The sequence below is a fragment of the Pseudomonas sp. NFACC46-3 genome (assembly GCF_900114515.1).
Lineage (GTDB): Bacteria > Pseudomonadota > Gammaproteobacteria > Pseudomonadales > Pseudomonadaceae > Aquipseudomonas > Aquipseudomonas fluorescens_Q.
Genome location: NZ_FOTH01000003.1, coordinates 120936 through 143310, shown reverse-complemented (window position 1 = coordinate 143310; position 22375 = coordinate 120936). Strand labels below are relative to the sequence as shown.

Sequence of the window (22375 nt, the reverse complement as noted above, 5' to 3'; positions counted from 1 at the left end):
TTTGAATACCAAACGAATTGTAGAATATCGCTTTCAGACTGCTGGATTGGGGCAGAATAGCGTTGGCACCTAGTCAAGAATGCATTGGTGGTAATACTTATTTTCTGATCAATAAGCCCATCGACTGCACCACTGCCTCACCCACTCTAAGAGGTCTAGACGCCAGACTTTCTGTGCTTTGCGTCCAGTGAATACACAAAAAAGGGTTGCCGACTGGCAACCCTTTTCTCAGAAACCATTTCATTTTTTATGAGACGGGCTCAGGTTCTGATGCGACTCTGCCGCTTAACCTTCCGTTTCGGCATCAAGCAAATAACGGGCTTTGATTTATAATGATTTTTTCAATGAAAATGGACGAAAGTTTCACGAAAGCCGTACCGAAGCGATAGGCATTCAGGGGCGTACGGACGGCCCCTCCAGAGCGTGGTGCAAGATAATTGGCGGTGGTGGTGGGACACGTGGAAGACCTTCTATACAGGGACCTCCCAAGGCAGAAGCTGAGTACGAGAACGATGACGGATAGGAGGGCTGGGCACGTGCGCTGTTGTCTTTCAATCAAATGTGCTCAGTCGCAACCAGAATCTTCGCAACAACTGGATTTTTTACTCGAGCTTTACACTAGAAATACATAGTTGCGATCCACTTGATTACCTGTTTGCAGGCGACGTGACCAGTATTTGCATTCGAGATGACCGTCGATTGTATGGAATATGATCAACACGTTTCGTAGTCGTTGGCCATAGCAGGGTACTGCGCTGATAAACGCCAGAGCTGTACAGAGATTCAGGCTGCGACGGGCTTTGGCGGGATTCAAAGGTTTTCATCCTGAGCATGCTATCGCTAGTTCAAGAACGTACACTCCGCTGTTCGTTCTTCAACGGTTGGGAGCCCTAGCGGTGACGCCTTGCGTGCTCTCAACGCCCTCCAAGCGTTGGAAAGTCTCTGAAGGAGACCGGGGCGTTCTATTGGGGTAATTAGTGCTTCCCGAACAGCGCGCCATGTCTCTCGTTTCATACGAATTCCACCGTTGATGCTCCAGGAGCCGTTGGGGTTGGTGCGCGGGTCGGCAAAGAGTGGTCGCAGGTATTGCAGCAAAAATCCTGGAACCCAAGGGAAATCGCGCGCTCCGCCGTGAAGGTAGAAGTTGCTCCAACGATAAATTTTCCACACATCGTGCATGTTAACGTTAAATTCAATATTCTCTTGATGGGTCTGTATGGCCTCAAATAGCTTGCTCAGGTCGATCGGAATGAGCTCATCAAGCTTTTCGGGGTTAACATAACTAGACACGCAGAATGCACCGCGTAAACGAAGCTCAATGGCGGTGCGTAGTACAGCGACAGGTGTATACGGCGCACGATCCACGTGGGTCATTCCAGAATATGTTCCATAGATAATCTGCTCCGTACCCTTGTAAACCTCGAAAGGAGTTTCGCGCTTGCGCCGCCAAGCTGCAAAGTACCCTTCAACCTCCGTTACGTTGTGCGCAGCATCCTCCAATAGAATCAACGCATATCCCATAATTTCATGCAGTGCGCGGTGTAAGGTGTGTACTACGGCATCTGTCGCAAATACTGATGGTGCCTGTGAGAAGGCATCAATGCTGTCGCAATAGCGGGTCGCCTCCTTGTCAAGCATGGTGAGCTGCGCTCTGTAGTAAGAGGGTTCAATTAATTTATTTACTCTGTCTGCGACTGAAACCATCAACCCTTGACGCACTGCATCGGCATCAGTCATAGGAGTAAGTTTTGGTCGTGGAGGTGCAACCGGTGCATTGGGATGGTGTTTTCGGGTCAGAATTGCACCGCCGAGTTCATTCCAAAGCCATGGAAGGGCATCGCTTCGAACCCAATCCCTTAAACTAATCAAGTTGGTGGAGTTGCAGGGTTCGAGCTGATGCAGTTTCTGAGAATAATCGTTGTGATTCATCAAGTAGCCCTGTAATTCTTCTACATATTAGGTTCCGGCGTGCCGTCGTCGAACTCGCGGGGAACGTATTCTAGTTTTGCCGCTTCAACGGCCGTTTCTAAGGCGACGAAGAAAGGTGCGCGCGGTGATGATTCCAAGATGCAGTCGAAATGTACTGTGATCTTCATCCGAGAGGCCGGGATGCGATCCATCTGTATGCAGCATCTTGAACAAACCGTTCAAATAGTTCTTTCCATCACCAGTCCATTCGTTCCTGCTGATCGACAGGAATCCACGCTCCGTGAGCCAGGCGCGACGGTTTTCGCTGGTAGGCAGCTCGGCGGTTTTTTGTGGATCAATATGCGAAGCAATGTCGCTGAGCAAGCCCTCTAAGAAGGTACGAATTTGACTGTTCGCGGCGGCCCAGTCGCCGCGTGCGTGCGCGTCGATTGCTTGGTCTAGATGTCCCAACGGCACGAGAAATCCGAACTGCTTCAGCAGTTGGTGAACCTCGTCGTCGGCCGCAGGAAGATCTACTTCTCTAGGCAACGCAGCACGCAGTAATGGCTTTCGGGTGTCATCGCTCCAGGAAATAACGTAGCCGTCAAGCGCTAACCCTCGCAGCAATCGTTCCTGCCCGGGATTCGCATACTGCGGCAGTACCACTCCAACCGCCTCGCGTACCGCCGCTTCGGCCAAAGTCACAGCCCCGTCCAAGGTGCTGACGATCTGCGTTGCGCGTTGATTGACGGCCCGCGCCAGCAGCGCACACTTGGCGGCAACGCTCTTTGTCGGTCCTTGCGGAATTTCGTCGTCAAGCCCCAGCCGCACCGCGAGTTGATCGAACTTTGCCTGCGTCAACATTTCCCCGAGGAATTCGATCGCTGCGACAATGGTAGGGCGGGTAAATGGATGGAGCTTCATTTCTGTTTGCTTCCTTTTTTTGGTTGCTCTGAGGCGACCAGCGAAACGCGCAGGAGTCATCTCGAGTGTCGCTGACGTCAGCACTCGCAGCTCTGAGGTAGGCCGCTGCAGGCGCGCCGGGTGAACCTTTAAGTGGGTCGAGCGGCGGCAGTGCCGGTTTTGCTCGGCTTAAAGGTACGTGGGGACCAATAGCTTACACAGCTGGGTGGATGCATTTTGCTATCATTTCTGGGATGCTGTGGGGCCGCGTTGGCAATTTCTCGTAATCATGGACGGTGTTGGCTGTTATGAGCAAAACTCGTGAGTCGGCTGGTGAAAGTTACTCTCGTGATCGCAAACTGGAGGTGAGTTGCCTGAATTTGGTGCTCCACCCTCATTCGCAGGAGCTTTACATTGCCCTGTTGAAGGCAATTCACGCGAACAAGCTAGACATTAAAGTTCGTGGAGATGATGCGGTCATGTTGGGATCAGTGTTCAAGGGCGAGGAAGGCGATGTCTATGTCGGGGAGATCTTCAAGTTTCTGAAACTCAATGCGGCGGAGGACTGGTTCAACACCTTGAGCATGGAAGTGGCTTCTCGGAATGATGTTAGAGGGATTGTCATTCCAGAGAATTTGAAGCCGCATTTCAAGAGCTTTCAATATGCGTTCTTTCCCAGCAAGCACCGGCTCTTTTATGTATCGCGCAGCGGCTCGGATGCGTTGTCTCCCGGATTGCTCAAAAAATTCTTCGAGGGCGCCGCAGAGTCAGCAGCGCTTGCCGAATTTTATTCGTTAACCGTGACCGTCGAGCCACGGATAGACTCTACTGAGCAAATTTTCTCGATTCCTCGCATTTCTCGGTTGGAGATGGAAATTAATAAGCCAAATCCTGATGACTTGGCCGGCTTGGACGTGGAAATGCAAGAGCGTTTGCGCAGGCTGAATGCAAAAAAGGAAATTGTCATCCTGGTCGAGGCTAATACTGAAGGCTTGCAACCTGATGATGAGCTCAAAGCCTTGGCGGATGTTGCCGCGTCCAATGGCAAGGTTTACGCCAAGGGCCGAGATGTAGAAGGCTCCGTCATAAAACTATCGACAGAAAGCATGCCGATGGCAGTGCCGGTGACCTTCAATCCTGACCTTCAAGCTGAGCGGGATGCTCTGGTTCAGGCCGCACGGGAGCTAATGCCGAGGTGAGGATATGTTTGAAGAAATAAAGCAGTCTTATGCCAACACTTTTACCCTGTGGGGGCGCTACTGGAAATATTACGGTGGCATCAAGGCGGTTGTGAATTCACTCTATTTTGGCCTGTCTGTGCTGGTGGCGCTGGCCTGCTTTAATGTGTGGCGGGCGCCGGCTTGGTGGGATACGGTTATCGCTTCGGTGCCCACCATGCTCGGCTTCACTTTGGCAGGCCTTGCTGTATTGCTTGGTATGGACTCTAAATTCAGCAAGTTTATATCGGGCCCTGGGAGCAATGGTGGGCCGTCGCCATTTGTCCGGATGATTTCCACGTTTGTGCATTTCGTTGTGCTTCAAGTGTTGTCTTTGATCTACGCCATATTGTGCAAGTCCTTGTACTTCGAATTGCCGGGTATGCCTGATTGGTTCTATTGGGTAATGGCGTGGGCTACTCCAGTAGTTTGGTTCATCGGTTTTCTGATCTTTATCTATGCGATTTTTTCCATGTTGGCCGCGACGTTCTCGATCTTGTGGACCAGCGAGTGGCTGGATAAGTTTGTTAGCTTGGATAAGGATGATTGAAGCTCGCCCGGAGATGCATCGGGAGGTGGCGCACAGAAATCCGGAGTTGAAGCCGGGAGGGCGCCGAGGTTGCCGATCTAAGCGAGGCGCTGGCAAGTCTGATGTTCGGAGTCGAAGCTCGGCGGCTGGCCACAGATCAGTTATAGACAGATAATCAACGTACTCAGCGAACGCGGCTGTCGGATCGGGGCAGAGCGCACGCAGATCAAAGCCTGGATGCCTCTGGCTAATAGCGGGGGGGGGGGGGAGATATTCTGAAGCTAACCGTGACCCTTCGCTGCCTTCAGGATAAAATCGACGGTTACTGTTGGACAGCGAGCGGCATGCGGGGACAGGTGATGTCCTATCCAGCAGTTGTATTGGCTAGTCTTGGTTGTCTCATTTTTAAAGCGAGAATTATTAGTGCGTGATGTAAGCACTCAAGACGCAGCGTTAGCTTCGCCTCAGTCCGCCCCAAAACGCCTTTCCATACCCTCTTTAACGCTTGCTGAAGCGGACGAGATTCCGGTCGAGACGCTAGTGCGCTTCGCGCTGCGTGACGGCCGCCGACCAAGACCGATATACACGGCCCACAAATGGTTTGCCCGTCGTCTGCCGTCCGTCTTCCGCAGTTTGCTTATTGGTGTGACGAGCGCACCCGGTGCAGATTTCGAGTCACTGTACTACGGTGATGCTGACCTACGAGGTCTCACCGTGCTCGACCCTTTTGTGGGTGGAGGAACCTCGGTGTTTGAGGCCTTACGCCTCGGCGCAAGCGTGCATGGTTGCGATGTCGATCCAGTAGCGTGTGCTGTTAGCCAACTTGAGCTGGACGCTTCCGAAATGCTGGATATGCAGCCGGTGTTTGAGACGCTCAAGGAGCGGGTGGGGCGTCAAATAGGTGAGTACCATCGTTCAGGTGATGAGCTCGTTTTGCATCACTTCTGGGTTCAGCATGTCAGCTGCGCTCACTGCGCAACAAATTTCGATGCTCATCCCAATTATGTGCTGGCCGACGATGGCAAGGTTCGCTACGCGTTTTGCGCCCATTGCGATGAGGTCGTAGCCTTGCCTGCGGGAACCCTCGAGTTTGACTGCAGCTGTTGCGGTGGGCATACAATCTGTGGGGCCGGCTTGGGCAAAGGGGGGCGGTCGGCTTGTCCATCTTGCGGACATAGCGAGTCGCTGATCGAGCGGGGACGCCGCGAGGGCGTGCCAGAGTGGCGGTTGTTCGCTGTTGAGACCATCGCGAAGACTGATGATCGGCGGGTGGTTCCGATTTGCAATCGTGTTTTTCGTCGCGCTACCGATATAGACCGCCAACAGTTCAAGGAAGCCTCCGTAGCGCTGGCTAAGGGGTTAGCCGACGGCACTTTAACCTTACCGCAGGACCCGATTGAGGCCGACGGTTGGTCAGATAACCGTTTGGTCGCTTACGGCTATCGCCGTTGGACAGAGTTGTTCAATGATCGGCAGCTCCTTCACCTCGCCTTGCTGATGAAAGAAATACGTGCGCTCGAAGAACCGGTGCGTACCTCCATCGCGATGGCTTTCAGTGACCACCTCACGACCAACTGCAAGATGGCGTCCTATGCCCATGGGTGGCGCAGGTTGACTCCCTTGTTTTCCGTGAGGGCGTTCCGCCATATCCAGCGGCCAGTGGAGCTCAACCCTTGGATCGAGCGAACAGGGCGGGGCAGTTTTCCCAACACTGTTCGAAAACTTGGCCAGGCCGCAGCATATGCGCGCGCACCTAAGGAGCCTACAGTTAACGGTGAATTCGTGCCGGTGGCTCTACGGGTACCCAAGCATCATGGAACCATTCATCTAGGTAGTGCACGTTCCCTTAAGTTTCTTGCTGATGCCTCCGTCGATGTGGTGATGACGGACCCACCGTATTTCGACAACATCGCCTATTCGGAGCTGGCACAGTTCTTCACACCTTGGCTGAGTGCACTCGGGGTGATAAATAGTTTACCTCGCGACCAGGTGACGACAGAGAGTCTGGTCGCGCGCAAGCATCAACCGCAGAGTGTCCAGCACTACATATCGGGGTTGGGCGAAGCGTTCTCTGAGATCGAGCGTGTGCTACGGCCTAAGGGCATAGTTGCTTTTAGCTATCGTCACACTGAAGCGCCTGCATGGTTAGCGTTAGCCGAGGCCATTGTGGGAACAGGCCTACACATCACACGGGTTTTACCCATGCCCGGCGAAGTGGGGATGGGCCTGCATGGCCAAGGTGAGCGGGGGCTTTGGGACGCCATCTTCATGCTGCGGCGTGGACGGCGAGCGACGAACCCAGAACTGTACGTTTCGGAGCAGGACATCGCGGCGGCTGAGGCGGCGGTGGCAGAATGGCAGGAGCGCTATGGAGCGCTGTCGATACCGTTCAATGCAATAGACGCGGTTGCGCTAAAGCGGGCGTTTTTGGTTGGTCAGGCACTTGCAAAGGGGAAAAAAGGCGGCGTAAAAAATCGCATAACTCTCAAGCAGGCATTGCGCTAAAACAGCAAATTCACACTTGGAAGGGAATGCCATTGCCGTACCTCAATAAGCGAGTTGTCAGTAACTATTTTCGTACCGACTGCCCTCGTCAGTTGGCTTTGCTGCTGTACCCACATAATAAGCAATACGAACCAGAGCGTAGTGCACTGGGAATGCCGCCGAAGGCAGTAGGGCGCACCGGAATGAATGCGCTTACCGAGGAGGGCGGGCGCTGGGAGCAAGCAAAGCTTCAGGACCTTGAGAAAACCTTCGGTAGCGACGCTGTGCTGGGCGCCAAGACGGGCAGCGACTTTCAAGATCAAAAGCTTGTCGACGTTATCAAGCGTGCGGCGCCAGGTGCGTTTCTCGTGCGACCAGCCTACGAGGTGGGAGAGGCGTTCAAGCGAGCAATGACCATCGATGCGATGAGTGCGCAGTACGATCTAGCCTTTGCCAAACTGATTCCCGATTTAATCCAAGTGATCGACCCGATAGCTGTTGGCCGCATTGTCGAGGCAGATGGTACGGTGCATGAGCCTGATGGGCGTATTGGCCTGCGTGTCATTGATGTAAAAATGACCGCCGAACCAAGTGCATCCTATTTTGCAGAAATCACCTACTACTCGCTGGCGTTGGCGGGATGGCTGCATGATCAGAATTTGGCTGGTAAGTATGCGGTGGTTGCCGAAGCTGCTATCTGGCCCGGCTCTCATGAGGCGGCGGCAATCATCAAGCTGCAGTCGGAAATGCGTAAGACAGCCTGCGAGGCAACAGCTGACGAGCTGCGTGGAGCGCTCGACATCGATATTGAAACACTGGAAATCGACGTGTTCGCCCCGCGCCTGCGTTATTTTTTCAACGTCGAGCTTCGTGATGCTTTGAAGGGGCCTTGGCGTGACCAAGATTACCACGTCAGCACCGCGTGTAGTGGCTGTGAGTATTTGGGTTATAGCTGGAATCCGAGCGTGGAGCCGCATGCGGAGCATTGTATGCCGCGGGCAGCTGCCGATGGACACCTGAGTTCAATCGCCTTTTTACCCCGAGGGGCTCGGCGCGCATTGGGTGACCGCAACTTGATCCAAGCAGATGCTCTCGCTCACTTGGCGCCGGATGACCAGGCGTTTGATTGTCACCCGAAATTGCGTGCGACGAGAACTGTGGTTGCTGGGCGAGCGCAGTCTCTCTCCGATAGAACCAGTAGCATTCCGCCGGGTTCGGGGACCTCTGCCGTACTCCCGAATTGGTCGGACCTCAGTTTGTATCTCTCCGCGGACTTTGATGTCGGCAGTGGTCTTACGCTGGCTTTCGGTATAGGTGGTTTCTCCAAGATCAACGATCAAATGGAGCGGGTGGATGCCCAAGTGTTTGTCAACGATACCCGCAGTCCAGAAAGTGAGCGACGTGAACTGCTTAATTTTTTGACTTATCTGCAAAAGGCGTTGAGTAATGCTCAGAAGGCAGAGCCCGACGCGACCGTTCAGATCTACCTGTGGGACAGTGTCACCTATGAACACCTGATAAGAGTTATTGGGCGCAACTTGCAGCACATCATGGCTGATAGCAATCTTAAAAAACTTGCTTGGCTCTTCCCAGCAGAGGAGTTGATCGAAAACTCCAAGCTTCGATCCGCCAATGCTCCGATCACCATCGTTCGAAATGCCGTTCAATCGTTGGTGGCTGCGCCGATTCCTCACTATTATTCGTTGCTGGCATTGGCGCGTGAATACAGACTCCCGAGCAAGCTTGGAACGGTCCCATTCGAGTTTCGCGTTCCGACCATCTTTGAAGATCCTTTGTCGGATCAAGTGCCATCGGAGCGAGCTCATGAAATTTGGACGAGAATGGGGGAGCCGCGGCCCTGGAGCCAGCAGGTCAGCCAGCTCCGATCCACGGTCACCACAAAGCTCAGGGCGACGGCATCGATCGTCAGTCGACTCCGGATGGACTTGAAGGGCGCGTTACGCAGCCGGTCTCCGAAAATTTCCGAGATCAAGCCGCCATCCACATTGAGCGGGGTGAGTGCTGATGGGCAAATCTGGTATGCATACGCCAGGCTGAACGCGCAGGTCGTGGCTCTCGAGCACACAATTTCCATGGCGACCCCGGTCCACGAGCGTGAAGCGCGCTATTTGGCTGCGCGGTTGGACGTTGAGATTACTGGCACGGAAGCAGATGAGGCGGCCGTCTCGTTGAAACTCTCTAGAGGTCCTGGAGTGCGGATCTACCGGTTGGGGCGGAATTCGCGCGAAGCTAAATTCGAGCCAGGGGATTTCCTGTGTGCTCTCTCACCTGCCTCTATGGCCGACTTCCATACGAGGAGGGTTCAAGATGTAACGGGCGGAGTTCAGCTGCCTTACGATTTCCCAAAATGGATCAAGCCATTCGGCTACGCCAATTCACTCACGGCAACCAAGTTGCTGGCTATCGATCGAGAAAACCTGCTGGTCGCTGTGTATTTCGACCCGCAAATCGATCGCTTTCTGCGTTCTATTGAGGCAGATCTGGATCTTAGTTGTGATGTAGTACTCGATAAGCAGGTGAAAGATTTTCTCACTGCTCGCTTAGAAACGGCATTGAAAGCCATTGGCAATCCCCCGCTTGCCGTTAGCGCGGGGGCGCCGACGGCGCAGGTCATTGGCAAGTCGGCGCCCAAGAAGGCCAGTCAGCATGTTCCAGTAGAAGAGGTTTTGTGGGGGACTGCGTCGCTCGCCCAGGAACGCACGGGCCGGAACGTTGTTAGCATCCGCAGCGCCCTTGAAGCCAAGGGCGTGAACTTGAACGATAGTCAATGGGCTGCCGTGCGGGCGGCAGTAGAGCAGCGGCTTGCTCTGATATGGGGCCCTCCCGGTACCGGAAAATCCGAAACGTTGCGTGCAATTCTTTTAGGCCTATTGCTGGATGCTCATCTGGCGGGCAAAGCCATACGCATCTTGGTGACGAGCAACACTTATGATGCCACTGACAACGTAGTATTAAAGACCTTCAAGCGTATTCTTGAGCTGGGATCGAACGTCACAGGGCAAGTACGACTGGCTCGGCTGCGTTCAGATGCGAAGGAGAACGCGCCGGGGTTGCCTTCGGGCATCAATTTGTTGAACGACTCGCAGGGGCCAGAGATTCTGGAGCTCCATGCGTTGCTCGGGAGTGGCAACTCCAGCGTCATAGTCTCAGCACCGCCACAGCAGGTTACCAAGTTTGCTGGCGTTCACGGTAACGTTGCGGAACCACTTTTCGATGTTGTTTTAATCGATGAAGCTTCGCAGATGGATATGGCAAATGCAGTGCTGGCCTTAGCGCCCCTTGCGGAAGGGGGGGCAGTGATCGTCGTCGGCGATCCAAAACAATTGCCTCCTATTCAGCAAGTGGAGGCGCCAGTGGGCCTTGAGACGCTAGTGGGTTCGGTGTATGACTTCATGGCCGATCACCGTAAAGTTTCCTACGTTAGTTTGCTGAAAAACTATCGGTCTAACGAAACAATTGTTGGGTTTAGCCGGTTTGCCGGCTACCCGACGAACCTGACCTCCATGTTTGCCAACCTACGCATTGCTACCGATGTACCGCTTCCGAAGAGTCAGCCGGCGGATTGGCCGGAAAGTCTTGCATTTGCGGAAGAGCTATCGATGCTCCTGGATCCCTCTCAGCCCATTACCGCCTTTGTTTACCCGGAGGGCAGGAGTAGTCAATGGAATGACTTCGAGGCGCAAACGGTGGCCGCTTTGTTGGTGTTGCTTCGTCGCCATTTGAAGCAAAGTCTCGAGAACGATCCGTTTGCATCAGGCAACGAGTTGCACACAGCCAAAAGTTTCTGGCAAACCGGGGTTGGAGTTGTCACGCCGCATCGTGCGCATAAAGCGTTGGTGGTATCCCGATTGCAATCGATTTTTGAACCGCTCAACGATGATCCTCAACTGATTCGCGAGGCGGTCAACACCGTCGAACGTTTCCAGGGACAACAGCGTGACGTGATTATTGCGAGCTATGCATTGGGCGACCCTGATGCAATTGCTGATGAAGACGAATTCTTACTCTCCCTCAATCGCTTCAACGTGATGTCTTCACGCCCTCGCGCTAAGCTGATTGTGCTTGCCAGCCAAGAAGTTATTAATCATCTGCCCAGCGACATTCAAATCATGCGCGATTCTCGCCTGCTAAAATACTTTGCCGAGACGTACTTAGATCGACGGTCTGACATTTCGATTCCATTCAGAGAAGGAGGCACTGCCAGTGCTCGCGTGGGGTCGTATCGGTTTAAACAGTGCTGACCAAGCGGGTTACCCAAGCTATAACGTCTTCTCCGTTCGCGATCCTTACCATTCAGATCGTGTACTTGCCGCTGAACATCGAAGCAGCGCTCAACCGAGCATGCTGCCTGTTCGGCTGCGTGGTTTTTCTGTAGAAGCGCGAAGGGTGATCCCTCTGACTACTGGCTGCCATTCGTGCTGGGCTCTCAACCAGAGGCTCATACTGTGCTGTGCTTGATTAACGCTTGGTATTGCCCGGAGAATCAGGCGCATCACAGACGTTAGCGGTAGCCCTAATCGAAAGCTTATCTAGTTGATCGGAGAAAGTTCGATGAGCGGTGATAAGTGAATGGTCGAGGGTGTCACGCACCAATCAACTGGTTAAACGGGTTCAGGGAAGCAACGGAATGGCGCAGTTCAACGATTGGTGTGATTGTACGGATGGTGCGGTGGGTAACCACTCTTGCAAGGTGCTGACTGAACAAGCGGCAAACCGCCAGACGGGGATTAACGTGACAGCGTCGATTATTCCAGGTCATTACGCTTCAGAGGAACGTGTTGCACGGGCGCTTGCACGCCTGGGAAAGCACGCCGCAGCTGACTTAATTGAAAGCAAGCTGCCGACGAGCAAGCAGATTCGCTCGGGTGACTTGGGTGAGATCTATGCGACGGAATGGATCGACGCGCTGAGCGGTGGCTTTCGTGCCTTGATCAAACGACTTCGCTGGAAGGACCACCGTAACATGGCGATGCGCGGCGACGATGTCATCGGGATACTGCAAGACCCGGCCACACAACGCCTGCGCTTCCTTAAGACCGAGGCTAAAAGTCGTGTCACGCTTTCCAGGCAGGTGCTTGAGGAGGCCCGGGCAGGATTGGATAAGGACGGTGGATTGCCTTCCGCTCATGCACTCGCTTTCGTTGCCGAACGCCTCTTAGAGGTCGGGAATGTGGCTTTGGCTGATGCGATTGATGATGCACAACTTCTGTACGGCATCCAGCCACAGGAGGTTCAACATCTGCTGTTCACTTTTTCGGGTAATGCCCCCTTAGGGCTGTTGACCAGCGCCCTCCAAAACTATCCAGGTCACATCACGCAACGAGCCGTTGGTTTGCATGTGCAAGACCACGCAGTTTTTGTGGGTGCTGTCTATGATCGGGTGATCGCTAATGCCAACAACATCTGAAGCCATCGCCGCGAGTATCGCGGAAGCTGCGGCCACCGGGTTTCGCGGTCGACTCATTGCTCGCGGACAGGCGAGAGCGATCATCTGGCGCGATGGTGTACTGCCACCGGATGCCCCAGAGTTTGCAACACAACTGAGTTACGACTTGCACTCCTATGGCTATTCCCTTCTTGGGCTGGGGCTTCGGCTCCGGGAACTTCAAGGGGACTCGACCCAAGCGCGGATAGCTTTCGAGCAAGCTGCAACCGCCCTGGAGGCGGTTATTGCCAGAGGCAATCCGAGCGAGGTTGATCGCGACTTTCACTTTGTCATGGCCGCGGCGAGTTATCACTTAGCACACTTGTCTGCGCGCTCCTATTCGTTGCTGCAAATGGTGATGAATGCTGACAACTTCACCCTCACAGAGCGCGCCCTCGTTCTGCTGATGCGCAGAGACTTCAATGCGCTGCGCGTGCAGGTCTTCGACTATCGCGCAGCCGAGATCGGTAGCGATGCTGTCATTGCCGCAGGCATCCAGGCCAATCTGGATAGAGTCAACGCGGCAGGCGATTTGCCCGGCGATAGCGATGACTTCCTTTTCGCAGGGCTGGACACCGCGCTAACGGATACCTTCATGGCTGCTATGGCCTTGTTCATATCGGCAATCGAGCGGGGTGAACAGGTAATGCTCCTGCAAGCCCAGGAACGCTTTGCGACTGGACTCGCAATTTCTGCTGAGCTGAACATGCTGCCCCAGTGGTGGGCGTATCGTATCGCGAGCCACTTGGTAACCGATCTTTGGTCTAGCACGTTCCACGTTAACGTCCCGCCTCAGCCTGCCGGTGGCGAAGCAATGGACTGGACCCACTTACGCGAGCTGTTCATCGCCGTGTTATTCCGGCGACCTCGTGCCGAGTTCGATCTCTGGCCCTCACAAATCGAAGCAGCTACGCGTGCCGCTGACCAAGCCGATGACTTGGTGGTGTCGCTCCCAACCAGCGCCGGCAAGACGCGCATTGCCGAATTGTGCATTCTTCGATGCTTGGCGGGCGGCAAGCGCGTGGCCTTTATCACCCCTCTGCGCGCGCTATCAGCACAAACCGAGGCTACCCTGCAGAGAACGTTCGGTCCTCTAGGTAAAACCATTTCGGCACTCTACGGAAGCATCGGAGTCAGCGGCATTGACGAAGATTCGATCCGCAGCCGCGACATCATTGTTGCAACGCCAGAAAAAATCGACTTTGCGCTGCGAAATGACCCTGACATCCTCGACGATGTGGGGCTATTGGTATTCGATGAAGGCCACATGATCGGTCTGAATGAACGCGAAGTGCGTTACGAGGTGCAGATCCAGCGATTGCTGCGGCGTCCTGACGCGGCACACAGGCGGATTGTATGCCTATCGGCAATCCTTCCCGACGGTGACCAACTGGAAGACTTTGCCAACTGGCTGCGAAAAGATCACCCTGGCGAAGTGATCAAAAACGAATGGCGGCCGACCCGTCTTCGCTTCGGCGAGGTCATCTGGAGCGCCGCGCACTCTGCAGCCCGTCTCAACCTGCGAGTTGGAGATGAACGTCCGTGGGTGCAGCGTTATCTGCTCGGGCTCATTCCACGCGTTTGGGTGCGGCCAAAACGCCGAAGGACGAAGGTTTTTCCTTGCGATCAACGTGAACTGTGTCTCGCCACGGCTTGGCGTCTGACTGAAGATGGTCAAACAGTGCTTATCTTCTGCCCACAACGAAGCAGTGTGGAACCCTACGCTGACGTAGTCGTTGATCTCCACGAGCGCGGAGCGCTTCGGTCCCTGCTTGAGGTCGACCCGGCACTACTTAACACTGCCATTGCGCTGGGCGAAGAGTGGCTCGGGACTGACAGCGCTATTCTTAGATGCCTGCGGATAGGGGTGGCGCTGCACCATGGCGCGCTGCCCACAGCCTACCGGAAGGAAGTTGAGCGTCTGCTGCGCGACGGAATTCTCAAAGTAACCATTTCGTCACCAACCTTAGCTCAGGGGCTAAATCTGTCAGCAACGGCGGTAGTCATGCATTCGCTATACCGAGCTGGTCAGCGAATTGAGATTGCCGAGTTTAAGAACGTGATCGGGCGGGCGGGCCGGGCGTACGTCGATGTTGAAGGTATGGTGTTGTTCCCCATATTTGACAAGGTACAGACGCGGCGTCGCGCTTGGGAGGGGCTAATTAGCGACCTAGGGGCCCGTAACATGGAGAGCGGTCTGGTCCAGCTCGTGATTGCTCTGCTGAACCGCATGTGGAGGCGCACCGGCGGAGACCTCAACCAGTTAGTTGAATACGTCACCAATAACGCGACGGCGTGGAGTTTTCCGGCGCTAGATGAGGAAAAACCCGAGGAAGTCGAGGCCGCCCGGACGGAGTGGGAACAGCACATCGCCACGCTCGACACAGCAGTCCTGAGCTTACTTGGGGAAAATGAAGTAGAGGACGATGATATCGAGTCAGCGCTTGACGATATTTTGCAATCATCACTATGGCAGCGTCGATTGCTACGACGTAATGAGCACGAGCAGCAAGCTTTGCAAGCTGGCCTCAAATCACGGGCCGAGCTGATTTGGGACCAAACAACCGTCGCGCAGCGCCGGGGCTATTTCCTAGCGGGCATTGGGTTGACTACTGGGCGAACTCTAGATGCTCGGGCAGAGATACTCAATCCGCTGCTGGTTACAGCTAACGCTGAAATACTTCAAAGAGATGATGCTGCTGCGATTGTAGCGCTCACCGCCATAGCCGAACACGTCTTCACCTTCTATCCCTTCAAACCTGATGTACTGCCAGCTAATTGGCGGGATCTCCTTCGTAAATGGCTCCTAGGAGAAGCTCTGACCAGCGATACATCTGAACAAGCTGCTGAAACCATGCGGTTTATTGAGAACGGCCTCGTTTATCGCCTGCCATGGGCGATGGAAGCAATTCGCGTCAGGGCTAAGGCCAATGGCGATACGGTATACGCTTTGGCAATGGATGATTTTGAGCTTGGCCTGGCAGTCGCTGCCGTTGAAACCGGTACATTAAACTGCGCCGTATCCCTGCTTATCCAAGCAGGTTTCAGCTCTCGGTTGGCCGCAATCAAAGCAGTTACCGACACCAATGCAAGCTTCGATAGCAGCGAGGGGCTTCGCCAATGGCTCCGCTCAGTAGAATTGGCTCAGTTCAGCAACCTCCCGAATTGGCCAACTCCTGAAACAAGACAGCTGTGGGTTGAGTTCACCGAGGGCTTTGAGCCCCAAGAGCGTCAAGTTTGGTCTAATCGTAGCTATTGCGGTGGAGTGACTTGGCGGGAAGTTCCACCACCTCCTGGAACGCCTGTGCAGCTACATAATTGGAATGGGCAGGTTCAAGTACTGAGTAGCGACGGTAGTCCGGTTGGGCGATTTGAGTCCCGCATCAATATCGCACATAAAGGGTTGCTGTCGGTAGAAGTCGGCCAGGATGTTGGAGTGTTGAATATTAAATATTTGGGTCCTGAAGACTTGTAGCTAATCGACAGTTTTGTAGCGAGCGAGTATCTTGCTGTTACACCGTCATGTTGATTGAATAATAGTGCTGCCTATGAGTCGAAAATCCATTTTCGCCAAAAAGCGGCGTATATGGCTTCTCGTTTTTGGCATTCCATGGTGTAAGCGCTCTGGCTGGCAGAGAATCCTCAAGCTCTGCTAATTTGAATGCCACGCTGCTAGTGATTTAATGAGGTGGTCAGGTAGTTCTCTTGCTATTCTAGATTGCCATTTGAATGAAAGCTTATTTTTCACTACTTTTGGGTAAAAAGCGTTCGCGGCGAGAGCCTTGGGTGAGGCATATTTTTTAATATAGGGAATGCGAGCAATGTGTTTGTCGGGATATTCCACATCAACAATTAGGCATAAAAACTCACCTATCAGTTCAATCGGGGTATTTGTAATAATCCTAGATTGTGCACCTATATGGTAAATAGGTGGTATAAAAAATGTCCTGTCGCTGAGAACGTCAGCCTTATTTTGATCTGGCTTGTGCTCGGCGTGCACGCTGCGGATGTAAAGTTCTCCACCTCTGTGTTGCTGCTTTATAAGTAATGAAGGGGTGTCAACTGACAAGAAGCCATTGGTATTGACTTTGCCTTTACAGAAAACATATAGAACGTTATTTATTTTCTGCAGTTTTCCATCGTAAAATGCAATTAGCTCATAACCACCGCCAAAATGATCGTAGAATGTATCGGAGAAATCTTGCTGATTAAGTTCGTGATGGAGTAATAGGCTAAATTGATAAAGCACAGCGCATGTTCCGTAGACAACGATCTCGTCTTCGGGAACTTCATCGGGGGTGGTTTCACCATACATATTGAGATATTTTTCAAAGGCTTCCACGCCTGAGCCTGCGGCGGCTGCGTTTTCGAAAAGCTTGGATTCAATGCGGGTAACATTATGCGCAGTAATAAGCGGCTCACCATTTTCTACGGTTAGCATGATGATTCCGACATCATATTTTTTTAGCTCAGGGTCTTCCTCAAGCAACCCGAGCATCACAGTGCCTAATAGTTTTTCACAAGGTAACTTTCGGAACTCATGTATGATCGAAGCGATTTCATCCACTCTACCAGTGCATGCTAGCGCGCAGTTGTCGCTGAGCAAAATTACTTTTTGATAGAGGCTCGACACCCCACGCCCGCCTGAGATTGGTCCACTGTTATCATCTGATAAATAGGTTGGAATTTCTGCGTGAGCAAAGCCAGGCCGAAACGGGGATGTGGTAATTATGTCGCCATATAGATAGGCTGTTCCTTTGAATTGGAAGCCAGCAATAGCTGTCATGTTATAAGTTTCCTTTCCTTAGGTTTATGTTTTTTCAAGATATGGGGTGTGTTAGGTAGGGGGCTAAGTGCCCACGTATCTTAGGGGCTGGTAAGCCTACTGTTCACTCGAAGGTGAAAAGGGTCTTCTGTTGGATCATAGACATCGGTGGGTCGAAAGTAATGGAAGTGTAGATCAAGTAAAAAAGCCACCTCAGCTTTTATCGCTGAAGTGGCTTTAAGGTCTTTGGGGCATTATAGATTTCATGAAATCCTGAAAAAATTCAGATGATCTTGAAAACCTACGTTCTTTCGAATCAATCCCAGCTCAAAGCCCCACCCGTCTGATACTCAATCACTCGCGTCTCAAAGAAGTTCTTCTCTTTCTTCAAGTCCATGATCTCGCTCATCCAAGGGAACGGGTTAGTCGTGCCTGGATACTCTTCCTTCAGACCAATCTGCGACAGGCGACGGTTAGCGATGAACTTCAGATAGTCTTCCATCATCGCCGCATTCATCCCCAACACGCCGCGAGGCATGGTGTCGCGGGCGTATTCGATCTCCAGCTGCGTACCCTGCAGGATCATCTGGGTCGCTTCTTCCTTCATCTCGGCATCCCACAGGTGCGGGTTTTCGATCTTGATCTGGTTGATCACGTCGATGCCGAAGTTCAGGTGCATGGATTCGTCGCGCAGGATGTATTGGAACTGCTCGGCGACGCCGGTCATTTTGTTGCGACGGCCCATGGAGAGGATCTGGGTGAAGCCGCAGTAGAAGAAGATGCCTTCCAGGACGCAGTAGTAGGCGATCAGGTTGCGCAGCAGCTCTTTGTCGGTGTCCGGGGTGCCGGTTTCGAACTTCGGATCGGAGATCGAACGGGTGTATTTCAGGCCCCAGGCGGCTTTTTTCGCGACCGATGGGATCTCGTGGTACATGTTGAAGATCTCGCCTTCATCCATGGCCAGCGATTCGATGCAGTACTGGTAGGCGTGGGTGTGGATCGCCTCTTCGAAGGCCTGGCGCAGGATGTACTGGCGGCATTCCGGGTTGGTGATCAGGCGGTACACGGCCAGGACCAGGTTGTTGGCAACCAGGGAGTCGGCGGTGGAGAAGAAGCCCAGGTTGCGCATCACGATGCGGCGCTCGTCGTCGGTCAGGCCTTCCGGGTTTTTCCAGAGGGCGATGTCGGCGGTCATGTTGACTTCTTGCGGCATCCAGTGGTTTGCGCAGCCGTCCAGGTACTTCTGCCAGGCCCAATCGTATTTGAATGGCACGAGCTGGTTGAGGTCGGCGCGGCAGTTGATCATGCGCTTTTCGTCGACGGCGACACGGGCGGAGGCGCCTTCGAGTTCGGCGAGGCCTTCGGCGATGTCGAGTTTGTCGAGGGCGGCCTTGGCGCGAATGATCGCGGCCGAGTCGTTGGCCGTCACAGCCCGGGCTTCGAGGGCGGCGGCACCGCCGGCGCTGTCGAGGCGGTCCATGTTGGCTTCAGAAGCGTGGCCGGCGTTGGCGCCTTTTACAGCGACTTCGCCGTCTTCTTTGTCGAATTCGTCCCAGCTCAGCATGACGTGTCGTCTCCTGCGTGAGGGCCAGATGCCCAATGAAGGCCTACTGGCCGCGGTGGATCTTGGAAAAATCGTTTGTTGCAGCAACTGACGCAGGCAATAAACAGAAAAATGTACGGGTCATTCTGAAGCGGCTGTGTACGCGAGGAGGCGATGAGCCTCTGCGGGGGCTTCAGGCTGGCTTGATCCCCTGTAAGGGAATATTGCAGGCCCGTTTAAGGCGGCATTATAAGGACTTTTTTACCTACGTGCTGCGGCGAAATCGCCCACGAAGGAGGTGGCGGGGGGCATATCCGCGTGGGAGCGAGGGTTTACAAGGCTTTGGCTGCTGAAGATTTTTTTTGCATGGGTCGCGGGGCGGGTTTTTTTGATCAAAAAATGAGCGTTTTTTACGGTTTTGCACTACATGTTGTGTTTGTGGAGGGTTTTCGGCGCTTTCAGACACAACCAGGCCCGATCGAAATCGGGCCGTGGAAAATGCCAGTAATGATCAGCCGATACGGGCCGAACCGGTTTGATCGTAGCCATCTTCCGCGACGGTAGCGGAGCCGGTACGGTCGTAGCCGTCTTGCGCGACGGTAGCAGAACCGGTGCGGTCGTAGCCGTCTTCAGCGACCGCAGAACCGGTGCGATCAAATCCGTCGGCGGCGAAGGTGTTGCCGGCCAATACGGACAGGGTCAGGACGAGGATCAGTGGGGTTTTCATGGTGGTTGCTCCCGATTGGTTTAAAGGTTGATCAGCCGTTGGAGCAGCCGTTGCCCATGACGCTGTAGCGCAGGATGTGGCGCTGGCCCTTGGAATCGTCGTATTCCATCTTCGCCGGGACCACTTCGCAGACGTTCGGGATTTCGCTCATGGAAATGACTTTGGCGATGTCCAGGTGGGTGGAGTAGGTGTACTCCTCAATGGCCGGTTTTTGCTGTGCAGCGTCGGTCGGGAGCTCGTCTGCCATCGCGGTGGCGCAAAGGCTGCCGAGGACCAGAACCCATAAAGCTTTCATCTGATTCACCTTTCTTGAGGTCGAGTGGGGTCACGCAACCTTTTTGGGGTTGCGTGTGGAGCAAGTATTGGAAGTTGGATTAACGGCCTTCGTGGGGGCTGTGTTGCGTTAATCGTGTTTGCCGGTTGGCGAGATGAATTTTAGGGAGTGGGGCGGGGCACAAAAAGACTCGGTTTTGATAAACACTGTTGGTTGATCTGGTAATAATCGCTGCAGGTGGGGGGATTGTCTGCTGTATCTATGTTGGATGGGCTACCGCCATCGCGAGCAGGCTCGGCTCCCACAGGCTCGGCTGCTGCACAGGGAAAAGCCTGGCGGGAGGGAGTTGCACGTTAGTACCGACATTTTGTAGGGACTTGTTACTACCATCGTCGAATGGTTCTATAGGCCCGCCCCGGGCTACAACGGGATCATACAAAAACAACTATTCACCGAGGTAAGAAAGATGAGTGCGGCTTCTGTGTATCCCGTTCGTCCCGAGGTTGCGGCCAATACGCTGACTGACGAGGCGACCTACAAGGCCATGTACCAGCAGTCGGTGGTCAACCCGGACGGCTTCTGGCGCGAGCAGGCCAAGCGCCTCGATTGGATCAAGCCTTTCACCACGGTGAAGCAGACGTCCTTCGACGATCACCATGTCGACATCAAGTGGTTCGCCGACGGCACCCTGAACGTTTCCTACAACTGCCTCGACCGTCACCTGGCCGAGCGCGGCGATCAGGTGGCGATTATCTGGGAGGGCGATGACCCTGCCGAGAGCCGCAACATCACCTATCGCGAGCTGCATGAAGAAGTCTGCAAGTTCGCCAACGCCCTGCGCGGCCAGGATGTGCATCGCGGCGACGTGGTGACGATCTACATGCCGATGATCCCCGAGGCCGTGGTCGCCATGCTGGCTTGTGCCCGGATCGGAGCGATCCACTCGGTCGTTTTCGGCGGCTTCTCGCCGGAAGCACTGGCCGGTCGGATCATCGACTGCAAGTCCAAAGTGGTGATCACCGCCGACGAGGGCGTTCGCGCCGGCAAGAAGATCCCGCTCAAGGCCAACGTCGATGACGCGTTGACCAACCCGGAAACCAGCAGCATCCAGAAGGTCATCGTGTGCAAGCGCACCGGTGGTGGCATCAAGTGGAACCAGCACCGCGACATCTGGTACGAAGACCTGATGAAAGTGGCCGGCACCGTTTGCGCGCCGAAGGAAATGGGCGCCGAAGAAGCGCTGTTCATCCTCTACACCTCCGGTTCCACCGGCAAGCCCAAGGGCGTGCAGCACACCACGGCCGGCTACTTGCTGTACGCGGCGCTGACCCATGAGCGCGTGTTCGACTACAAGCCCGGTGACGTCTACTGGTGCACCGCCGATGTCGGCTGGGTCACTGGCCACAGCTATATCGTCTACGGCCCGCTGGCCAATGGCGCGACCACGCTGCTGTTCGAAGGCGTGCCGAACTACCCGGACATCACCCGAGTGGCCAAGGTTGTCGACAAGCACAAGGTCAACATCCTCTACACCGCGCCGACCGCCATCCGCGCGATGATGGCCTCGGGTACTGCCGCCGTCGAAGGTGCCGATGGCAGCAGCCTGCGCCTGTTGGGTTCGGTCGGCGAGCCGATCAACCCGGAAGCCTGGGACTGGTACTACAAGAATGTCGGCAAGGAGCGTTGCCCGATCGTCGACACATGGTGGCAGACCGAAACCGGTGGCGTGCTGATCAGCCCACTGCCAGGCGCCACGGCGTTGAAGCCAGGTTCGGCTACGCGTCCGTTCTTCGGTGTGGTACCGGCGTTGGTGGACAACCTCGGCAACCTGATCGAAGGCGCGGCCGAAGGCAACCTGGTGATCCTCGATTCGTGGCCAGGCCAGGCGCGTACGCTGTACGGCGACCATGATCGTTTTGTCGACACCTACTTCAAGACTTTCAGTGGGATGTATTTCACCGGCGACGGTGCGCGTCGCGACGAGGATGGCTACTACTGGATCACCGGTCGGGTGGATGACGTGCTCAACGTGTCCGGCCACCGCATGGGCACGGCCGAGATCGAGAGCGCCATGGTCGCCCACCCGAAAGTCGCCGAAGCGGCGGTGGTCGGTGTGCCGCACGACATCAAGGGGCAGGGCATCTACGTCTATGTCACCCTCAATGCCGGCGAAGAAACCAGCGAGGCCCTGCGCCTGGAACTGAAGAACTGGGTGCGCAAGGAGATCGGTCCGATTGCTTCGCCGGATGTGATCCAGTGGGCGCCGGGGCTGCCAAAAACCCGCTCTGGCAAGATCATGCGCCGCATCCTGCGCAAGATCGCCACGGCGGAGTACGACGGGTTGGGTGATATCTCCACCCTGGCCGACCCGAGCGTGGTGGCGCATCTGATCGAGACGCACAAGACCATGAACGTTGCCTGACGGCGGTTTGTGACCTCAAGCAGCCCCGCCTGGCATTTGCCTGGCGGGGCTTTTTTGTGGGGCCTGTCTGGTCCTGAATAAGGTTTACACCTATTTCACGGCTGGGTGCTCTTGTGGCGAGGGAGCTTGCTCCCGCTCGGCTGCGCAGCAGTCGTAA

13 protein-coding genes are annotated in these 22375 nt (G+C 54.6%); 7 read left to right on the top strand and 6 right to left on the bottom strand.

The window, feature by feature from the left end; genetic code table 11:
- Positions 1-840 precede the first annotated feature (840 nt).
- Both BM300_RS06145 and BM300_RS06140 read right to left on the bottom strand, forming a co-directional pair.
- Positions 841-1929, bottom strand: coding sequence for a hypothetical protein (locus BM300_RS06145; protein WP_139232338.1), 1089 nt, complete (start codon positions 1927-1929; stop codon positions 841-843).
- 84 nt (positions 1930-2013) lie between these two features.
- The gene (locus BM300_RS06140) at positions 2014-2832 is read right to left on the bottom strand and encodes a hypothetical protein (RefSeq protein WP_092462331.1); all 819 of its coding nucleotides are present in this window, start codon (positions 2830-2832) and stop codon (positions 2014-2016) included.
- 287 nt (positions 2833-3119) lie between these two features.
- On the opposite strand from BM300_RS06140, the gene BM300_RS06135 reads away from it, so the two are divergent.
- The 6 genes from BM300_RS06135 to BM300_RS06115 all read left to right on the top strand — a co-directional run bounded on the left by BM300_RS06135 (position 3120) and on the right by BM300_RS06115 (position 15962).
- On the top strand, positions 3120-4010 hold the full coding sequence (locus BM300_RS06135; RefSeq protein WP_092462329.1) for a DUF4747 family protein: 891 nt from the start codon (positions 3120-3122) through the stop codon (positions 4008-4010).
- A gap of 4 nt (positions 4011-4014) precedes the next feature.
- On the top strand, positions 4015-4578 hold the full coding sequence (locus BM300_RS06130) for a hypothetical protein (protein WP_092462327.1): 564 nt from the start codon (positions 4015-4017) through the stop codon (positions 4576-4578).
- A gap of 402 nt (positions 4579-4980) precedes the next feature.
- Entirely contained in the window at positions 4981-7062 is a 2082-nt protein-coding gene (locus tag BM300_RS30990) for a hypothetical protein (RefSeq protein WP_170862021.1), read from the top strand.
- A gap of 26 nt (positions 7063-7088) precedes the next feature.
- Positions 7089-11303, top strand: coding sequence for a DEAD/DEAH box helicase (locus BM300_RS06125; protein WP_170862020.1), 4215 nt, complete (start codon positions 7089-7091; stop codon positions 11301-11303).
- Positions 11304-11689: 386 nt separating this feature from the next.
- Positions 11690-12469, top strand: coding sequence for a Hachiman antiphage defense system protein HamA (locus BM300_RS06120; RefSeq protein WP_092462323.1), 780 nt, complete (start codon positions 11690-11692; stop codon positions 12467-12469).
- Entirely contained in the window at positions 12453-15962 is a 3510-nt protein-coding gene (locus BM300_RS06115; protein WP_092462321.1) for a DEAD/DEAH box helicase, read from the top strand. Before BM300_RS06120 ends, BM300_RS06115 begins: the two co-directional genes overlap by 17 nt.
- Positions 15963-16139: 177 nt before the next feature.
- Here BM300_RS06115 and BM300_RS06110 read toward each other — a convergent pair whose 3' ends face one another.
- The 4 genes from BM300_RS06110 to BM300_RS06095 all read right to left on the bottom strand — a co-directional run bounded on the left by BM300_RS06110 (position 16140) and on the right by BM300_RS06095 (position 19817).
- Positions 16140-17273: a hypothetical protein gene (locus BM300_RS06110; RefSeq protein ID WP_139232337.1), complete on the bottom strand. Its 1134-nt coding sequence runs from the start codon at positions 17271-17273 to the stop codon at positions 16140-16142.
- Between the two features lie 295 nt (positions 17274-17568).
- The gene (locus BM300_RS06105; protein WP_063324703.1) at positions 17569-18816 is read right to left on the bottom strand and encodes a ribonucleotide-diphosphate reductase subunit beta; all 1248 of its coding nucleotides are present in this window, start codon (positions 18814-18816) and stop codon (positions 17569-17571) included.
- Between the two features lie 490 nt (positions 18817-19306).
- Positions 19307-19522: a hypothetical protein gene (locus BM300_RS06100; RefSeq protein WP_063324704.1), complete on the bottom strand. Its 216-nt coding sequence runs from the start codon at positions 19520-19522 to the stop codon at positions 19307-19309.
- A 31-nt stretch (positions 19523-19553) separates the two neighbouring features.
- A complete protein-coding gene (locus tag BM300_RS06095) occupies positions 19554-19817 on the bottom strand; it encodes a DUF2790 domain-containing protein (RefSeq protein ID WP_003204807.1) in 264 nt (87 codons plus the stop codon).
- A gap of 445 nt (positions 19818-20262) precedes the next feature.
- Here BM300_RS06095 and acs point away from each other — a divergent pair, with 445 nt between their 5' ends.
- Positions 20263-22218, top strand: coding sequence for an acetate--CoA ligase (acs, locus tag BM300_RS06090; protein ID WP_092145230.1), 1956 nt, complete (start codon positions 20263-20265; stop codon positions 22216-22218).
- Positions 22219-22375: the final 157 nt, after the last annotated feature.